Origin of the sequence: Colwellia sp. MB3u-4, assembly GCF_014077065.1 — a bacterium.
GTDB lineage: Bacteria > Pseudomonadota > Gammaproteobacteria > Enterobacterales > Alteromonadaceae > Cognaticolwellia.
Genome location: NZ_JACGVE010000080.1, coordinates 1 through 17,542, shown reverse-complemented (window position 1 = coordinate 17,542; position 17,542 = coordinate 1). Strand labels below are relative to the sequence as shown.

Here is a 17,542-nt window from a genome sequence, read left to right as displayed (position 1 = left end):
CGTTAATGTGAGTGTCCACACAAATTGCATGATAACTAATTGTTAAAGAAAGTTAGTTTCTTCAAAGAAGATAACTAACCGATACAGAATCTCATTCGCTCTATACCGTAAAGTAATTCGTTGCTACAGGCCTTGCCTGAAGCGAGATGCGCATTTTACGCACCTGAGTTTTAATGTCAACGTTTTATTTATATTTTTTAAACTTTCTTTTCAGAAGATTCAAACTCATTTTTAAAACGTTAACTTAACTGTTTAGCTCTTATAAAGAGTAGTTAAGCTATTAAAACCGTTCGTTTGGGTTACCCCTTGGAACTGGAGCGCATTCTAGCGATTTCTGGCTTCACGTCAACACCTAATATCAATTAAATTGCGATTAAATGACTATTTGCCTTTTAATTAAGCAAGACGTTGTTTTTTCGTTCTAACAAGATGAAATAAGCGCTAAATACTGCTGCTTTTATCTTATATATTTCGCTTTTTATACTTAGATTATACTTAGAAGTAATAAAGCGACTGAGTAATAAATGTGTAAGCATGGTTTATATAAGGTGATTAGCTTTATTTTTCAGGCTCTTTTTTTGATTTAGTCTCTTCTTCTGCTACTTTTTCGGCATCCGTCGCTTTATTTTCACTATAACGGTGAAAGTCTGCATCTTGATCGTCACCCACTACATGCTCTAATTTCAATTTCTTTACTGAGCGGATAGTGGTAAATGGTCCTGAACAAGCATAGAAAGCAAATATAATAAGCAGGATATTTTCAGGACTCGATGCAATAACCACAAAGGCGAGCACTATTAATAGTACAACAACAAAATTTACCTTACCTTTCCAGTCAACTTCCTTAAAGCTGTTGTATCTAAAATTACTCACCATTAACAGGCCAAGTATGATGGTAATAATTCCAACAAAATAACCATAGTCTTGACCGTTAACTTTATATTCGCTACCAACCCAAATAAGGCTAGCAACAACGCCTGCGGCGGCTGGGCTAGCTAAGCCTTGAAAATAGCGTTTGTCGGCGATGCCAACTTGGGTATTAAAGCGTGAAAGACGCAATGCTGCACAAGCAACATAAACAAATGCGGCTAACCAACCAAACTTGCCAAAACTTGAAAGCGCCCAATTATATGCTACTATTCCTGGTGCTATGCCAAATGACAACATATCAGCCATACTGTCATATTCTGCGCCAAACTCACTTTGAGTATTAGTCATTCGTGCAACTCGGCCATCTAAACCATCGAAAATCATCGCAATAAAGATAGCAACCGCGGCACTAATAAAATGCCCATTCATTGATGATATAACGGCATAAAAGCCAGAAAACAATCCTGCAGTGGTTAATAAGTTGGGTAAAAGATAAATGCCACGAGTTTGCAGCGAATCGTCATTATGTTTGTCTGGCATAAGTAAAACCGAAATACGTTAATATGAATAGAGAGCTCTAATCTAGCATAAGTTTAATTATTAACGGTAGCTGTAGTACCCATGAATGATTAATAAAACTAGCAAACATTTGTAAACTGGTCTTGGTGTTGTTATAAAACATTATAGTGATTACAGAATAGTCGCCAGTGACTATTGTTTTAGCTCATTATGCTCATAACAGGGAAATTAAGTATTAACTTATGGATAGGTATCAATATGCACATTAAAACCTTGTCATTCTGTTTAGTCACATTAGTGTATTTTGATGTCTTTGCAGCTGAAAAAATAACAGTTTATCGTTGGTTCGACGAACACAATGTCGTTCATTTTAGTCAACATCAGCCAGACCGTGATGACTATATCGAAATTAGTATGTCAAATAACAAAAAATCTTCCGTCATTACTGATGAAGCGAGTAGTGATGAAGCTTTAAAATTACAAAATAATACTTTGGGTGATAGTAGCGAGAAAAGTAATGTTAACCATGAGCTTAATGATGAGAAGTGTTTAACTGCTCGCGAAAATATAACAACATTAGCCAATTTTGATACAATTCAATATAAAAATGGGCAAGGTAGTGTAGAGATATTAACGGCATTAGAAAAACAGCAACAGTTAACGATGAATAAAAAACAGGCTGAAGTTTACTGTACTGATTAAATCAGTAAACATTGTCAGCCTGCATCTAGGGTATATTAGCTTACGATAACGCCACTAAGCTTTAACGGTGAAATTCAAGTTATTATCAACAAGCTCAACAAATATATGATCACCCGCGGAGAATTCGTTAGCCAGTAGTTTATGTGCTAAAGGGTTTTCAATTTCTTGCTGGATAGAGCGTTTTAAAGGTCTAGCACCAAAAATTGGATCAAAGCCTGCCGCCGCAACAAAAGATAACGCTTCTTCCGATAATGTCATGGTGATATCGCGTTCTTCTAATCGCTTAGTTAAGGCCGATATTTGAATACTGGCGATACTTTTAATTTGCTCAGCAAGTAAGGGATGAAACACTACGGTTTCATCGACCCGATTAATAAACTCTGGCTTGAAGTGATTTCCAAGTTCTGCTATTACCCGAGCTTTCATTTGCGGATATTGGCTGTCATCAACATATTCCTGAATAATATCTGAGCCAATGTTGGAGGTCATAATAATAACCGTATTTTTAAAGTCGACCGTACGCCCTTGCCCATCAGTTAAGCGTCCGTCATCTAATACTTGTAGTAAAATATTAAAAACGTCAGGATGCGCTTTTTCAATTTCATCAAGTAAAATAACAGAATAGGGTTTACGTCTCACCGCTTCAGTTAAATAGCCACCTTCCTCATAACCGACATAACCTGGAGGCGCTCCCACTAAACGTGCAACAGAGTGTTTCTCCATAAACTCTGACATATCAACTCGCACCAATGAATCTTCACTATCAAAAAGAAAGTGAGCTAAAGCTTTAGTTAATTCTGTTTTACCTACACCAGTAGGGCCAAGAAATAGGAATGAGCCTATGGGTTGATCTGGGTCTGCCAAACCTGCCCTTGAGCGACGAATAGCATTTGATACTGAAACTACCGCTTCTGATTGCCCAATAACGCGTTTGTGCAGGTTATCTTCCATTTGCAATAATTTGTCACATTCACCTTCGAGCATTTTTGCAACCGGAATTCCGGTAGCTCGGCTTAACACGTCAGCTATTTCTACGTCAGTCACTTTGTTTCGCAGCAAGGTCATTTCTTGCATTTCTGCTTGGCTAGCCAGATCTAGCTGTTTTTCAAGATCAGGGATGCGACTATATTGTAACTCGGCCATGGTATTAAGATCGCCTACGCGACGAGCCGCTTCAAGTTCAATACGAGCATGCTCTAAATCAGTTTTAATCGCTTGTGTACCATGTAGTGCCGCTTTTTCGGTTTTCCAGACTTCATCCAACTCGTCATAACTGACTTGGCAAGTGCCGATTTCATCCGAGATGAGGTCCAAACGTTTTTTAGAGGCCGGATCAGAATCTTTTGATAAAGCCCTTTGTTCCAATTTCAGTTGAATTAAACGCCTTTCTAATCGGTCTAAGTTCTCTGGCTTAGAATCCATTTGCATACGAATACTAGAAGCTGCTTCATCAATAAGATCGATAGCTTTGTCGGGTAATTGACGATCGCTAACATAGCGATGAGATAAGGTTGCTGCGGCAACAATAGCGGGATCTGTTATTTCAACATTATGATGGAGTTCGTAGCGTTCTTTAAGACCACGTAATATAGCAATGGTATCTTCAACACTGGGTTCATCGACTATAATTTTCTGAAATCGACGTTCCAATGCCGCATCTTTTTCAATATATTGGCGATATTCATCTAATGTAGTAGCGCCAACACAATGCAAATCACCGCGTGCTAACGCTGGCTTTAACATATTACCGGCGTCCATAGCACCGTCACCTTTACCCGCGCCAACCATAGTGTGTAGTTCATCAATAAATAAGATGACTTGCCCTTCTAACTGGCTTAATTCACTGAGTACCGCTTTAAGACGTTCTTCAAATTCTCCACGATATTTAGCGCCGGCAACGAGTGCGCCCATATCAAGTGACAATACGCGTTTATTTCGAATACCTTCTGGTACTTCATGATCGACAATGCGTTGAGCTAGGCCTTCAACAATCGCGGTTTTACCAACACCTGGCTGACCAATTAATACCGGGTTATTTTTAGTGCGGCGCTGTAATACTTGAATGGTACGCCTGATTTCATCATCGCGACCAATAACTGGATCTAACTTTCCTTGCTCTGCTAGTTCGGTTAGATCAATGGTGTATTTATCCAATGCTTGACGCACTTCTTCCGCGTTAGCATCATCAACATTCTTACCGCCACGAATATGAACTATCGCGTCTTGTATACGTTGTTCACTCGCCCCTAAGCCTTTAAGAATTTGACCTAACTTACCTTTATCTTGTAACGCCGCTAGCATAAATATTTCTGAGGAGATAAATTTGTCGCCATGCTTTTGGGCAAATTTATCACAAAGGTTTAAAATATTACCCATGGCAGACGATAGCTGCACTTCACCGCCTGTGCCCGACACATGTGCTAATTCTTCGAGAGCCACTTCAACTTGCGATCTTAACGTTCGCACATTGATACCGGCACTTTTTAATAAAGGGATAATACTGCTGGCGTTTTGATTTAATAACGCAAGCATTAAATGTATTGGCTCGATAAATTGATGATCTTTACCTAATGCGATGGATTGCGCATCAGATATTGCTACTTGAAAAGCCTGGGTAAATTTTTCTAAACGCATTAATGTTCTCCTAGTGCCATGTTACTGGGCTTACAGTTTAGTTATCTATGTTATAAGGACACCAAGGAGGGTTTTCAAGAAAAGAGTCGCTAAAACTTTGACCTAAATCAACAGAACACTTTTAAATAATCACCTTATTTATAAGGGATAATTTTTACTAGAGTGAATGCATACATATTACGCTAGCCATACGCCCGGTTTTTCCGTCTCTGCGATAAGAATAATACTTAGCACTATGCTTATAAGTACAGTCTGCAATTTTAGTGATATTGGTAACCCCTAATGCCAAGAGTTGTAACTCGGCGATTAACTGTAAATTGGCCAGAAACTTTCCCTCTGTTCTGCCATTATTTAAAAATGGCACAGGTTGGAAAGCAGATTCAAATTTTACTGACATTTGACAGAATGCCTGTTTTACCTCTGGGCCAACTTCAAAAGCTTGAGGACCAATACAAGGGCCCATCCATGCGAAAATCTCATCGGCCGCACTATGCATTTTTCTAATGGTACGTTCGATTATATTTGCGGCTAGTGGTCGCCAACCTGCATGAATGGCCGCAATTTCGCTACCATCTTTATTTGATAACAAAATAGGTAAACAGTCGGCGGTCATTATGGCTAAAGCGATGTGCTGACTATGTGTTATCGCAGCATCAGCGACAATAGGCGTATTTTGATGTTTTTCAACAACAACGACATTATTACCATGAACTTGCTCTAACCATTGAATTTTTGTCATGCTTGGCAGGTAATCAAGTAACAAGCTTCTATTTCGGGCCACAGTATTGGGACAATCTCCCACATGATCGCCTAGATTAAAAGCATCAAACTCGGCTTGTAATTTTTCTGTGTGAGTACTATTTGATAATAAATGCGCTGAATGTTTAGATAATTGATCTTTACTAGGCATTAAGCGAGTAGTAGCAAAGGCCAACACACCTTCTGTTGGCCATTTAATACATTGTAAGTTATTAGATGAGTTAGTAATCACTATCGATAAGATGGATTTTGGTATCTTTACGCAACATATCAGCTAACGCCACCATATCTTCAGGTACATCAGCATGCCAAGTCATTTGCACACCTGTTATCGGATGATATAAAGATAACATTGCCGCGTGTAAGGCTTGGCGCTTAAATTGTTGTAACATTTCTCGTAACTCTTCAGAGGCATTTTTTGGAGGACGCGGACGGCCGCCATATACGGGATCACCCGCCAGTGCATGAGTAATATGAGCCATATGAACACGAATTTGATGAGTTCGACCCGTTTCTAAACGCAAGCGTAAACGGGTATGTAACCTGAACTTTTCCATCACACGATAATGCGTTACCGAAGGGCGACCTGAAAAAGTAACCGCCATATGAGTACGTTTTGTAGCGTGACGACCAATAGGCTGATCAACCAAACCACCTGCGGTCATAATACCACTGGCAATAGCTTCGTATTCACGGGTAATTTCACGCGCTTGTAGTGATTCAACTAGGTTAGTTTGCGCAGCAATCGTTTTTGCCACCACCATTAATCCCGTAGTATCTTTATCTAAACGATGAACAATACCAGCACGAGGTACAACATCTAACTGCGGGCAGTGATGTAGTAAGGCATTTAAAACTGTGCCATCAGGGTTACCTGCGCCAGGATGTACGACAAAGCCCGCAGGCTTGTTGATGACTAAAATATCATCGTCTTCGTACACTATGTTTAAAGGTAGATCTTGTGCTTGAAAGCGTACTTCGCTCTCAACTTGTGTATCAATGGCTACTTCTTCACCACCAAACATTTTTTCTCGTGGTCTATCGACAACTAGGCCGTCAACCGTAATATGACCGGCTAAAATCCATTCTTTTAACCGTGAACGTGAATAATCAGGGAACATTACAGCCAAAGTCTGGTCGAAACGTTTACCTAAGCATGATTCGGGAACCGTATCCCGGTGTTGAATTATCTCAGCCATCAAACTCTCTATTAATTAGCACTGTGCAAGGCAGGATTGCTAGGTTAGAATGCTATAGCTTATTTTACCTCTTTGCTAAAGCAATTACATTAAGTAATTATAGTGAGGAGGATATTTATTTTAACTAAAACAAAGTAGTGATATTGAAGTCTATGGAAAAAGTGACAATAAAAATAATGTGCCTTGCGCTAGTGTTAGCATTAACAGGCTGTTCAGGAACAAGTGAAAGAGATATTAAGAAGGTGCCAGATAAGTCAGCTCAAGCATTATTCTCTGATGCTAGAGCATCGCTTGATAATGGCTTATATCAAAAAGCGATCCAAATTTTATCTGCGATAGATTCTCGATTTCCTTATGGGCCAATCTCTCATCAAGTACAATTAGATTTAATTTATGCTTATTACAAAAGCGGTGATGCTGCGCAAGGATTGGCACTTACCGACAGATTTTTACGATTAAACCCAGCGCATTCAAACTTAGACTATGTCTATTATATGCGTGCATTAATCAATGTTGCTACCCAAGAAAATTTATTCCAAAATTTAGCAGGAATAGACCGTTCAGACCGTGATCCTACGGCGGCGCACGCTGCATTCAATGATTTAAAAATAGTATTAGAGAAGTATCCTAACAGTAAATATGCTGCAGACTCTCGCCAACGTATGATTGCCATTAAATCACGCCTAGCAAAATATGAGTTATCGGTTGCGCGCTATTACTTAAAGCGTGAAGCCTATGTTTCTTCGGCTAACCGAGGAAAATATATTGTTGAATATTTTTCTCCTAGTCCAGAAACAGAAGAAGCATTAGAAATTATGATTGTCTGTTATGGCAAGTTAGGCTTGAATGATTTACAGATTAATGCCAAACAAGTTTTAGCGGCAAATTATCCTAACAACCCACGAGTTGCTAAGTAACGCTTTAGTTTCTATGAAGATCGTCGTTCTTGCGCATTCAGGTGAACGCGACATACCCTTCATCGAGCGTATAGGGATTTACTAGTGTCTCGAAAGACAGGATGTTTGAGAGAAAGGCCTGAACATAAAATACCAGCTTAGTGCTGGTATTTTTTTAACAGGTTAACGCTAGATAGCTTCTTCGTCTTCTTCTCCCGTACGAATTCGTATCACCCTTTCAACAGCCGTTATAAAAATTTTACCGTCACCAATTTTTCCTGTTTGTGCTGTTTCTAAAATGGTGTTTACACAGCGATCAACATCTTCTGTCTTCACGACTATTTCCAATTTTACTTTTGGCAAAAAATCCACCATATATTCTGCGCCACGATAAAGCTCTGTATGCCCTTTTTGACGTCCAAAGCCTTTAACTTCTGATACTGTCATTCCCGTCACACCAATTTCGCCTAGTGCTTCACGTACATCATCCATTTTAAATGGTTTAATTATCGCTTCTATCTTTTTCATTTTACAGCCTATAGGTTGATTTACGCGTCAGCATTTTACTGATAATTATTATTATCTACATCACAACTGAATATCAAGTAATTGTACACAGAATTAACTTATACCTATAGTGCAAAAATTCTAATTGAAGATAGACTTTGTTACACTAAAGCTACCTGCTGGCATAAGTCAGCTTAAAAGTAACATGCCACATACTCCAGAAGGAAATATCATGAGCGCCCAGGCAATAATCAATGAAATGAAAGTATTACCTGAAATTGATGCTGCGTTTGAAATTGAACGTCGAGTTAATTTTATCAAAAAAAAATTAATACAATCGGGGCTTAAATCTCTTGTTTTAGGGATAAGTGGTGGCGTTGATTCCTCTACTTGCGGGCGTTTAGCTCAACTCGCTATTGACGCTTTGAATAACGAAAACGCTGAAAATCAACCGCCATATAAATTTATTGCTATAAGACTTCCCTTTGATATACAAGCAGATGAAGATGACGCTCAACTTGCACTTGAATTTATAAAACCTAGTCATAGTCTAACCACTAATATCTTTGCAGGCACAGAGGGTATACATACTGAAACCATCCGGGCATTACAAGCGGCTGATCTTTTAACCGCCAATGCTGCACAAGTAGATTTTTCCAAAGGTAATGTCAAAGCTCGTACTCGCATGGTAATGCAATATCATATTGCTGGCATATTAGGCGCCTTGGTACTAGGTACAGATCACTCAGCTGAAAACATTACCGGTTTTTTTACAAAATGGGGTGACGGGGCTTGCGATTTAGCACCTTTATTTGGCTTATCTAAACGTCAAGTTAAGCAGCTTGCCAGCAGTTTAGGTGCTCCGGCTCAGTTAATCGATAAAGCGCCAACCGCTGATTTAGAAGAGCTAGCGCCAAGTAAAACAGATGAAGATGCGTTAGGACTAAGTTACGACCAGTTAGATGATTTTTTAGAAGGTAAGAACACAGATAAATTAGTCGAAGAAAAAATAATTGCTATCTATATGAAAACGCAGCATAAGCGTTCAGAAATTCCAACGATATATGAAGGTTAATTAATTTAGTTTGGTAAATTACAATATTTTTGACTATACCTAGCACTGAAAAGGTTATTCAACTAAGGAATGGTTGTAGTGTCAAAATATAATGGATTTACGATTATCGAAACTATGGTTGGGTTAGCTATAATGCTAAGTTTGCTTTCCATTGGTGTTCCTAACCTAAATAACTTCATTGTTTACACCCGCGTAGACAATGAAATATCTACCCTGCATCGTCTGATTTTAATTACTCGAAATAGCGCCTTAAGCAATAACACTGGCGTAACTTTATGCCCGTTAAATAGCCAAGGAAGATGTAAAAACTTATGGCACCAAGAGCTGAGTGTATTTACTGACATTAACAATAATAAAGTATATGAGCCGGCACTGGATGAACAACTTATCGCTCAAAAAGGCGCAATAAAAGCTGGAGATAAACTACAATATGGCAAAACACGTATCGGCTTAACTTATGCTCCAACAGGGCATTTATTAGGCTGGGGACAGAACGCTACATTTAGTTATTGCCCTAAGTACCATAATGATAAAAACCGAGGTATTGTTGTAAGAAATTCAGGTAGGGCCTATGTTAGCGCAGCCAATAAAACTAACGGCAAGAATGTCAGGCGCACAGGAGTTAAAATAAAATGTTTTTAATTAACTGTTTTTCCAGTTTTTTTTAATGTTCATTATTATATTATGATGGGTGTAATATGCATTATTTTAATACCCGCTCAGTGGTATTTAATCCTTGTGTATACCTTATCAAGTTAACAACAGACGGAATTTACGACATAGCGATTAGCTGCTCTCAAGCTAAAATCACAGAACAGTAAAACACTCGCTTTAACAAGTGAGTGAAGAAAAAGTTAATATCCCTGATACCAAGGCTGTAATTAGCGCCGATGATTTAAACAAACTTTCCTAGCTGAGCTTAAGCAACAATGTTATAAGTAAAACATTAATCTTCACTAAAGTTGTCCTTGTGTCTAAGTTATCTATTAAAAAATCTCAACATAAAAAATTAATCAAAGGCTTTACTATTGTTGAGTTACTTATTGGCATTGCTATTATTGGAATATTAACAGCCATTGCTGGCCCCAGTTTAGGTCAGTTTATAGTAAAATTAAGAGTTGATAGTGAAATAAGTGAAATTCATCGCTTGGTATTAACAGCAAGAAACAGTGCTATCAATAGTGGTAAAAATGTCACCCTTTGCCCATTAAACGGCACAACTTGCAGCGACAACTGGCAAAATGAATTAAGTGTCTTTATCAATAGTGCAAGTACCTTAGTCAACAATAAGACTTATGACAGCGTAAATGAAGAGTTGGTTAAAGTTAAAGGGAAAATTGCTAGCGGTGACACGTTAACATTCAGTCAAGGTCTTATTATTTTTGCGCCAACGGGGCGGTTAGTCTCTGAGGGCAATAGCAACTTTAGTTATTGCCCTAAAGGTAATAGTAATTTATCGCGTGGCGTAGAAATATCTCTGTCAGGTCGGGTATACACGACTGCTGATACGAACAATGACGGTAAAGATGAGAATAGAAATGGTACTGAAGTTTCTTGTAGTTAATATGTGCCCAACAACTACTGGGCACAGTTATAAAATAAAATCACTTTCACTTTTCACTTTTCACTTTTCACTGAGCAATATTATTTAGGCGAACAGGCTATTAACGAGGTTGTGCGTCAAATAGCTGATTCGCTTTGACAGAGTTAAACTTAGCCTTTAACAACACGCACTCAAATGCCTTATACACTTGCTGCCTCTCTTTAGAAAAAGGTGTTGGTACTTTGCGATTAGCTAGGGTATCAACAAGTTTATTCACTTGACTTTCTTTTACGCTAGCAAAGTAAATCAACTGCTTACCACCAACCAATTCGATATGGCATTTAACATCAACCTTGTACTTTTTTACCACTATATTAGCTGCAGCCACATTGAAACTTGCATTAATCAATAGTAGTAAAGTAACCACAAATATTATATTTTTCATTTTATTGCTCCCAACAGACATCGGCCGGTAATTTTTGTCCGGTGTTGCTAACAGATAACGCCTGACAGCTGCTGTCATTTGATCTTTGCGGTTCAAGTGCTGTTGCTGTTAACACAAAACCTCCGTTTGCAAGTATTGCATCAATACTATAATAAGAGTTTTCAGTAATAAAGGGGTCATTACCTAGTCCTAACGCTGTCATATCAGAGGTGTACGCTCTTGTATCAACATAAAATTGCTCTTGCATATTTGCTATTCTTAATAATTCTCGCTGAGCTTCTGTGCGGTTTGAGCGCGCAACAAAATCAGTATATGACGGAATCGCTATAGCCGCTAGAATCGAAACGATAGCAACTGCGATTAACAACTCGATTAATGTAAAGCCATTAAGTGCTTTAATTTTTGACATTATGCCCCCTCTTTAATGTACAAATAAGTTCGCATGGTCTGCAGTTTAAAGGGTGTAATGACTACCTCTCTGCCAACAATGATATTGCCAATCGTGTCGCCGTTAGCGTCAGGTACTACAATTAACGTTGGCGCACCTAAAAACTGCTCACTTATTTTGATACTTCTGACGGCGTCGTCAGGTGGTCCATCATCAGGTGGCACATCATCATTTATCTTCCAATTATAAATCGCAGTACCTAATGCAAGGTCGACTGCATATAATAATCCGGTACCATTAGGTTGTTCACAGTAGACAACGTTAGGATCTAAATTAGGCGGAATAAAAGTCGTAAAATAAACTACACCATTGATAACAATAGCTTCAGCCGTACTTTTTTCACCCGTGTCTTCAAGGTTTAGGTTTATAAACCAACCCGATTTCTTGCTAACATCTCTTGCTAATTCATTGCGCTTTGCAAGTGTTAGCGTTTGATCAAAAGGATTATCGGTATAATTATATAAATCACTTTTCAACAGTGCCACAGGTTTTTTTGGCTCGACTATATTATAAAAAGACTTAGTTTTAATATGTTGATCTTTAATCATAAAGAATCTGTCATTAGTATCTGTACCTAATGGGTTTGATCTGTCACCACTACCAATAAGTACCGCGTCATAAGGTTTTTCTTGATGATGAAAAATAGCGGTTGTTTGACCATCTTGATCTGTGACTTTTGTTTCAATTGTTTCACTGATAAAGGTACGAACGATAGATGGTTCATTAAAAAAGCGTAAATCATCAGTGGTGTTGGTTACTCCACCTAGCTCTGCTAACTTAAAGACCGACCATGGATCCTCACTGTCAGCGGGATTAGCGCTAGGCATATCAACACGCCAAACATTGCCTCCCGTGTCACCTGTGTATAATCGATCAGTTAAACCATCGCCATCACTGTCTAATATGGCAATACTTGATGGAATACTGTCTATTCCAGGGAATACCGTATCACCACCAGCAGGAGTCATACTCCATTTTAATACGCCGGTTTTAGCATCGATCATATAAACAGCGTTGCCCTTAGCATAAGTAATTACTGTCGTATTTGAATCGTTTACCACATCATAACCACCACCGAAAAACAATACGGGTGCCGCAACCGCACTATTACCAGAGCCTGAAATATTTAGCTTAGAATAACCCAGTTTTGGTTGAGACCATGATTGCCCTAACCGGCCAAATCCTGTGGTAGAGGCATCAATATGCCAAAGTTTACTTGGGGAACTTGGGGTACTAATATCTAGTGCGTAATATGAAGTTCCTCCACGTCGTAAGCCAAAGAATACCCACACTTTATCGGTACCATTTATAACACCGTCACCATTATTATCCTCTACGTATGACGTTATGTTGCCATCGACACCATAAACTTTCTCTGCTGTTGAATAGTTTTCTCGTAATGGCTTAATATTTTTAAAAAACTCTTTTGGCATAAAGGCCCAGCTTTCATCTACGCTATCACCTTTATCCTCAAACATATGAAGTGCACCTGCATTAGTGCCGATAAGAATTCGAATGCTATCGCCATAATTAACCACTAACGGCTTAGAGTGTAATGGATCACCAAAAACATCTGGCCGCATGATGGGTATAGAGCCATCATCTGATTCAATATTATCGACATTCTCTCCCTTGGCCCAACGTAAATAAGTGCCAACCTCATTCTCAGTAACATCTAGTGCCGTTGCCAGTTCAGCGCTACCACCAAATGATGTTTCAGCTGAAGTCTGTGTTAACAAAGCTAAAGCGTCACTGCTGCCAATATCACTATAAATTATCCGGTTGGTTTTATTACGTAACATTTCAGCTACGCCACCTTTTGTTACAGCAGCACCATCTTTAGCATTATCTGCTGACCAAAAGCTTGTAACGTCCTTAGAAAATTGACCGCTATTAAGATCCAATGCTGGATTGCCATGTTTACCTATTTGATTGCTACTAACTACTTTATATTTTTTAAGGTTACCTTGCCAACGTGGTCCATTTTCAGGTTGAAACATCGCATAATAAACAGAGTTTAAGGTCTCTGTTCGGTCGAAATTGTTGGCAGCAACAGATGCTGAGGTTAAGCTGTCATTACTAGGTTCTAAATCTTCTAAAGCACCAACTAAAGCAGCGGTTAATTGAGCACTATCTGTTGCATAAAAATATTTCCCACCGCCAAGCGCTGCTGTTTCCTTGAGTAAAGGTTCGGCATTAGCAGAACCTTCACTAAAACCAATAGTGTAAATATCAGCTGTTTGCTTACCGGTTAGCTCGGTATTAAGATCTCTACTACTCATCCATTCAGCTAAACCAGCAAGATAATTGCCCTCAAATTTATTCCCGGTGAAATTAAACGTTGTGCCATCTTCTACCGTAGATAAACTTTCAATACTACTATCAGCATGATGATCATATTGTGGTTCACCATCAGTGATCAAAATAACATATACTTTGTCGCTACAACCTGAAAAGGGTGAAACGTATTTACCCGATGATTCAATTGAAGGGTCTCTAGGAGGTTTGTTTTTTTCGTAATAAATTTCACCAGACTGGTAATAAATATTAATGTCATCATCTCCATACTTAACACTATCACCAGAGAAGTAGCGAGAGGCTTCATATAAAGTTTCACATAATGGCGTGCTACCCTGAGCAAAAACTTCATTATTAACTAGGTTTAATATTGTAGTTTCATTAGTTTCAGTCATTTCCCTGATACCCGCAACAATACGGCCGCCATTGCCACTAGATGATCTATCGCCAAAATTATAATTAAAAACTTGCAGACCAAAATCGATCGACGGTGCAGAAGTAATGACATCATTAATACTTTCTTTAGCCATTTCCATTCGGCTTCGCTGTTCTTCTCTTGTATCATCACCGTGATACCAGCGTAAGTAATTTTCAGTATACAGCGTAACTACTTCACCGCCCCAATCGACATCTGAGCTGTCTATGTTATCGGTGAAGTAGTCAGGATTATCCTCATTACCTAAATTGTTAACCGGAAAGCCTGACTCAAAACCAGTGGCATTGTTGTCATTGTTGTTTAAAACATCATCCTTACAATCCAAAACACTGATATTACTACCATTTTCTGTTGAAAGGTTTGTCCATTCTTTGATGTCATTTTTATACCGTCGAATATGCGCGGTATAAAAACCTTTATTGGCTAATGATGATTTAGCACTGCTACAACCATTTAAAGACGCTAAAAAACGTCGCTTATCTGGGTCTGAGGAATTATCTGGCTTAGGGATATCACCACCTTTGTTATAATATAAATGTTCGCTTGAGAATTTTGTTGTATTAGAGATTGCAGGGTAGTTCTCGGCTGAATTATATCTAATTTTAACGGTTTCTTCTGTATTCATGCTACCAGAATCATCAAGGATAATAAGCACTTGTATTTTTGATGCAGCGACTTTAACCGTTTCGTTAACGTACAACTCAATATCTTCACTATATGATAGAGTTGATGTTAATACTAATAGGCTTATGGCAAAAAATCTTTTCACGTTATTAACTCCTGTATTTAGCTTAAACACCGATAAATTCATCGTAAAAGTTGCTGAACAACCCCAGTATTTACTTCAACTTCATTGGTGTTTTTTCGGCCATATTTTCGCACCACTTGCACGCGTAAGACATTGCAAGTAAATATTTGCACTGAAGAGGCAGATTTGGAGTGGGAACAATCAGGTTCTAGCTCAAGATCATTGTTGGCAACATTAAGACTTGCGGTGGTATCACTATCGGTATTGGTAATATTTAAACTATCTGTAACATTACCAAAATCCTCATCTTGAAATCGCACGATAGCAGCAGCAAATTTATTATTTCCTGAGTCAGCATTAATTTGCCTGAACATCACCTCATCGCTAGCACTTATCGCTTCTTGTGTGGCAACCACTTTTTCTTCACTAGCACCTGACATTTTCATATCTGACGTGGAATTTTGCATCAAGGCACCAGCAACAGCGGTTAAGGCAACAAGAAATACCAAAGCCACAATCAATACCACACCTTTTTGGCGATTAAATAATTGTCTATTGGCTATCAAATTGTCAGCGTAATTTTTTTGCTTTACTTTTTGCTTTACTTTTTGTTTTACCATGAGTCGACTCCCGCATTGTATAAAGTTACCGTAGAGTTAAATAATAATCGACGATAATTGTCATTAAACGTAACCGGAAAATCACCTAAATTATAAGTATTAGTATTAGTATATTTGTTATCAGGAAGAATGCTACGCGCTAGTACATAAATACGTATGGCTAAAATTCTATTATTATTGCCATTATCCCATTGGGTAGAGGTCATATTATCTGCTGATAGAAAAGCATCAACAATGCCATACCCAGCACTACCTGGAGCGTCAGTGTCAATACCATACATAAAGCGGATCATTTCAATGCCATCAATGATAGCGTCGAAAGCCATATTGGTTGTTAAGCGCCTTTGCATTAAACTGGGCACAGTATTATTGCCTTGAGCTTCTTCCCTAATATAATAAATATGATGCTGGTACTCCCAAACTTGGCTATTTGAGACCGTTGGTATATTGGTACCGGTAAATATTTCTGCTTCATTTATGTTTGAAATAATATAGTAATTATTGCTAGTGCTTGCTGTTAGAGGTTGAGAAATAGCCCGTTTTATTTGGATAATATCAGACGTTATTTTTGCATCATCAATACAGTCCATTACAGAACTATTTGTTACTGTTTTACCCCAAAGCGTTCTAAAATGCCCAACAGCATTTGGAAAAGTGCCATTATTTAAACCTTCGCCAACACATTCGTTACCTGGGGCGTCATCTGGTGATGCAGTTAACATTGATAGGTCTAACGTGCCACTGTAATCACCCCAAAAGTTTTGTCTGAGTAAATCATCACTCAGAACACTTAAAGCAAAACGGCCATTTTCTTGTAACTCTCCATAAGTTGCTGTTTCTTTTGTGGTAGTTTTCATGCCAACAAAAACGCTGAGGATGCCGGCAAAAAGTGCTAAACCGACGGCCAAGGAGATAAATATTTCTATTAAGGTATAACCACGTTGACTATTCATATTAATTTATAAAGGCCTTAACAATAACTTGCCGTCTTTTATTACCAGCTGTACCGCAATTGTCTTTTGCCGCGTCAGCTATTTCGGTGCGCCCTTCCCAGCTCACCACTACAGTTACTGCATTCAATGCCTGACTTATACATCCCCTAACACCGGTTAAGCCCGCTTGATTATTACCGTCATTAACAACATCAGCCCCCATAAGGGACATTTCCCATTCATATTGATCATTAATAACCATTTCTGCCGGTGTACAGAGGCTATCAAGCTTATAACAACGATTGGCCGGTAATGAATTAAGTGTTTCGCCGTAATCGGTAGCCGCATATTCGGCTAATGTAGTGGTATTATTACTGCGCATGCGCTCGACTATATCTTGCGCTAACGCAGATGCAACAGAGCGTTGCATCGCATCGAAGCTACCTTTTTTAGCCGAAGCTTGCATAGCTACTGCACCTAAAATACCTGTCACTAAAATAAAAACGGCGACTAACACTTCAATAAATGTCAGGCCTTTATTTAAAGAAGGCTTTTGAAATGAGGAATAGGAAAATGAGTTACTCAATATTTAATCTCCCTTTAAATAAGAATAAGCGAACAACAGATGTTGTTACTATAGCTGAAAAACTTAACCGATTGAAATAGATAGTTTTATACGAAGAAATACGCAGGTAGAGATCGTGGGAATCACTACTAATTAGACCATCATATGTGTTAAAAATCACATTGGTGAACTGCATTAACTCATACCTTAAATTATTATTACGAGTATTTTTCCTTGTTTTTAAACACTACACTACTCGTAAATTAAAATTTAGTATCATAAATAATCATTGAAATTAAAAAAGTAACTAAAAAAACTAAAAAAACTAAAAATCAGCTGACAGAGT

16 protein-coding genes are annotated in these 17,542 nt (G+C 38.4%); 5 read left to right on the top strand and 11 right to left on the bottom strand.

Annotation, left to right across the window (positions count from 1 at the left end; translation table 11 throughout):
* Positions 1–558: 558 nt before the first annotated feature.
* On the bottom strand, positions 559–1,410 hold the full coding sequence (gene pssA, locus H4J61_RS12235) for a CDP-diacylglycerol--serine O-phosphatidyltransferase (protein WP_182185245.1): 852 nt from the start codon (positions 1,408–1,410) through the stop codon (positions 559–561).
* Positions 1,411–1,647: 237 nt separating this feature from the next.
* Here pssA and H4J61_RS12230 point away from each other — a divergent pair, with 237 nt between their 5' ends.
* Positions 1,648–2,091, top strand: a complete 444-nt coding sequence (locus H4J61_RS12230; RefSeq protein WP_182185244.1) for a hypothetical protein — start codon at positions 1,648–1,650, stop codon at positions 2,089–2,091.
* Between the two features lie 54 nt (positions 2,092–2,145).
* Here the strand turns inward: H4J61_RS12230 and clpB are convergent, their stop codons facing one another.
* The 3 genes from clpB to rluD all read right to left on the bottom strand — a co-directional run bounded on the left by clpB (position 2,146) and on the right by rluD (position 6,683).
* Entirely contained in the window at positions 2,146–4,725 is a 2,580-nt protein-coding gene (gene clpB / locus H4J61_RS12225) for an ATP-dependent chaperone ClpB (protein WP_182185243.1), read from the bottom strand.
* A 157-nt stretch (positions 4,726–4,882) separates the two neighbouring features.
* Entirely contained in the window at positions 4,883–5,716 is an 834-nt protein-coding gene (pgeF, locus tag H4J61_RS12220; RefSeq protein ID WP_182185242.1) for a peptidoglycan editing factor PgeF, read from the bottom strand.
* The gene (gene rluD / locus H4J61_RS12215; protein ID WP_182185241.1) at positions 5,706–6,683 is read right to left on the bottom strand and encodes a 23S rRNA pseudouridine(1911/1915/1917) synthase RluD; all 978 of its coding nucleotides are present in this window, start codon (positions 6,681–6,683) and stop codon (positions 5,706–5,708) included. Before rluD ends, pgeF begins: the two co-directional genes overlap by 11 nt.
* Positions 6,684–6,835: 152 nt before the next feature.
* Between rluD and H4J61_RS12210 the strand changes: the two genes are divergently transcribed.
* Positions 6,836–7,600, top strand: coding sequence for an outer membrane protein assembly factor BamD (locus H4J61_RS12210; protein ID WP_182137517.1), 765 nt, complete (start codon positions 6,836–6,838; stop codon positions 7,598–7,600).
* Positions 7,601–7,768: 168 nt separating this feature from the next.
* Here H4J61_RS12210 and glnB read toward each other — a convergent pair whose 3' ends face one another.
* On the bottom strand, positions 7,769–8,107 hold the full coding sequence (gene glnB / locus H4J61_RS12205) for a nitrogen regulatory protein P-II (protein ID WP_182137497.1): 339 nt from the start codon (positions 8,105–8,107) through the stop codon (positions 7,769–7,771).
* A gap of 211 nt (positions 8,108–8,318) precedes the next feature.
* Here glnB and nadE point away from each other — a divergent pair, with 211 nt between their 5' ends.
* The 3 genes from nadE (at position 8,319) to H4J61_RS12190 (ending at position 10,725) form a co-directional block, all read left to right on the top strand.
* On the top strand, positions 8,319–9,161 hold the full coding sequence (gene nadE / locus H4J61_RS12200) for an ammonia-dependent NAD(+) synthetase (RefSeq protein ID WP_182185240.1): 843 nt from the start codon (positions 8,319–8,321) through the stop codon (positions 9,159–9,161).
* 78 nt (positions 9,162–9,239) lie between these two features.
* On the top strand, positions 9,240–9,803 hold the full coding sequence (locus H4J61_RS12195; RefSeq protein WP_182137499.1) for a GspH/FimT family pseudopilin: 564 nt from the start codon (positions 9,240–9,242) through the stop codon (positions 9,801–9,803).
* 328 nt (positions 9,804–10,131) lie between these two features.
* Entirely contained in the window at positions 10,132–10,725 is a 594-nt protein-coding gene (locus H4J61_RS12190) for a GspH/FimT family protein (RefSeq protein ID WP_310650056.1), read from the top strand.
* A gap of 100 nt (positions 10,726–10,825) precedes the next feature.
* Here H4J61_RS12190 and H4J61_RS12185 read toward each other — a convergent pair whose 3' ends face one another.
* From H4J61_RS12185 to pilV, 6 genes are read right to left on the bottom strand one after another with little or no spacing between them, the layout of a single operon-like run.
* Positions 10,826–11,149 (bottom strand): TapY2 family type IVa secretion system protein, encoded by a 324-nt coding sequence (locus tag H4J61_RS12185; RefSeq protein WP_182185239.1) that lies wholly within the window; start codon positions 11,147–11,149, stop codon positions 10,826–10,828.
* 1 nt (position 11,150) lies between these two features.
* Positions 11,151–11,558: a type IV pilin protein gene (locus H4J61_RS12180; RefSeq protein WP_220461260.1), complete on the bottom strand. Its 408-nt coding sequence runs from the start codon at positions 11,556–11,558 to the stop codon at positions 11,151–11,153.
* On the bottom strand, positions 11,558–15,100 hold the full coding sequence (locus H4J61_RS18085; RefSeq protein WP_182185238.1) for a pilus assembly protein: 3,543 nt from the start codon (positions 15,098–15,100) through the stop codon (positions 11,558–11,560). The genes H4J61_RS12180 and H4J61_RS18085 overlap by 1 nt, the downstream gene beginning before the upstream one ends.
* Positions 15,101–15,138: 38 nt before the next feature.
* The gene (locus H4J61_RS12170) at positions 15,139–15,699 is read right to left on the bottom strand and encodes a PilX N-terminal domain-containing pilus assembly protein (protein ID WP_182185237.1); all 561 of its coding nucleotides are present in this window, start codon (positions 15,697–15,699) and stop codon (positions 15,139–15,141) included.
* A complete protein-coding gene (locus tag H4J61_RS12165; RefSeq protein ID WP_182185236.1) occupies positions 15,693–16,652 on the bottom strand; it encodes a PilW family protein in 960 nt (319 codons plus the stop codon). Before H4J61_RS12165 ends, H4J61_RS12170 begins: the two co-directional genes overlap by 7 nt.
* Position 16,653: 1 nt before the next feature.
* Positions 16,654–17,217: a type IV pilus modification protein PilV gene (pilV, locus tag H4J61_RS12160; protein WP_182137504.1), complete on the bottom strand. Its 564-nt coding sequence runs from the start codon at positions 17,215–17,217 to the stop codon at positions 16,654–16,656.
* Positions 17,218–17,542 lie beyond the last annotated feature (325 nt).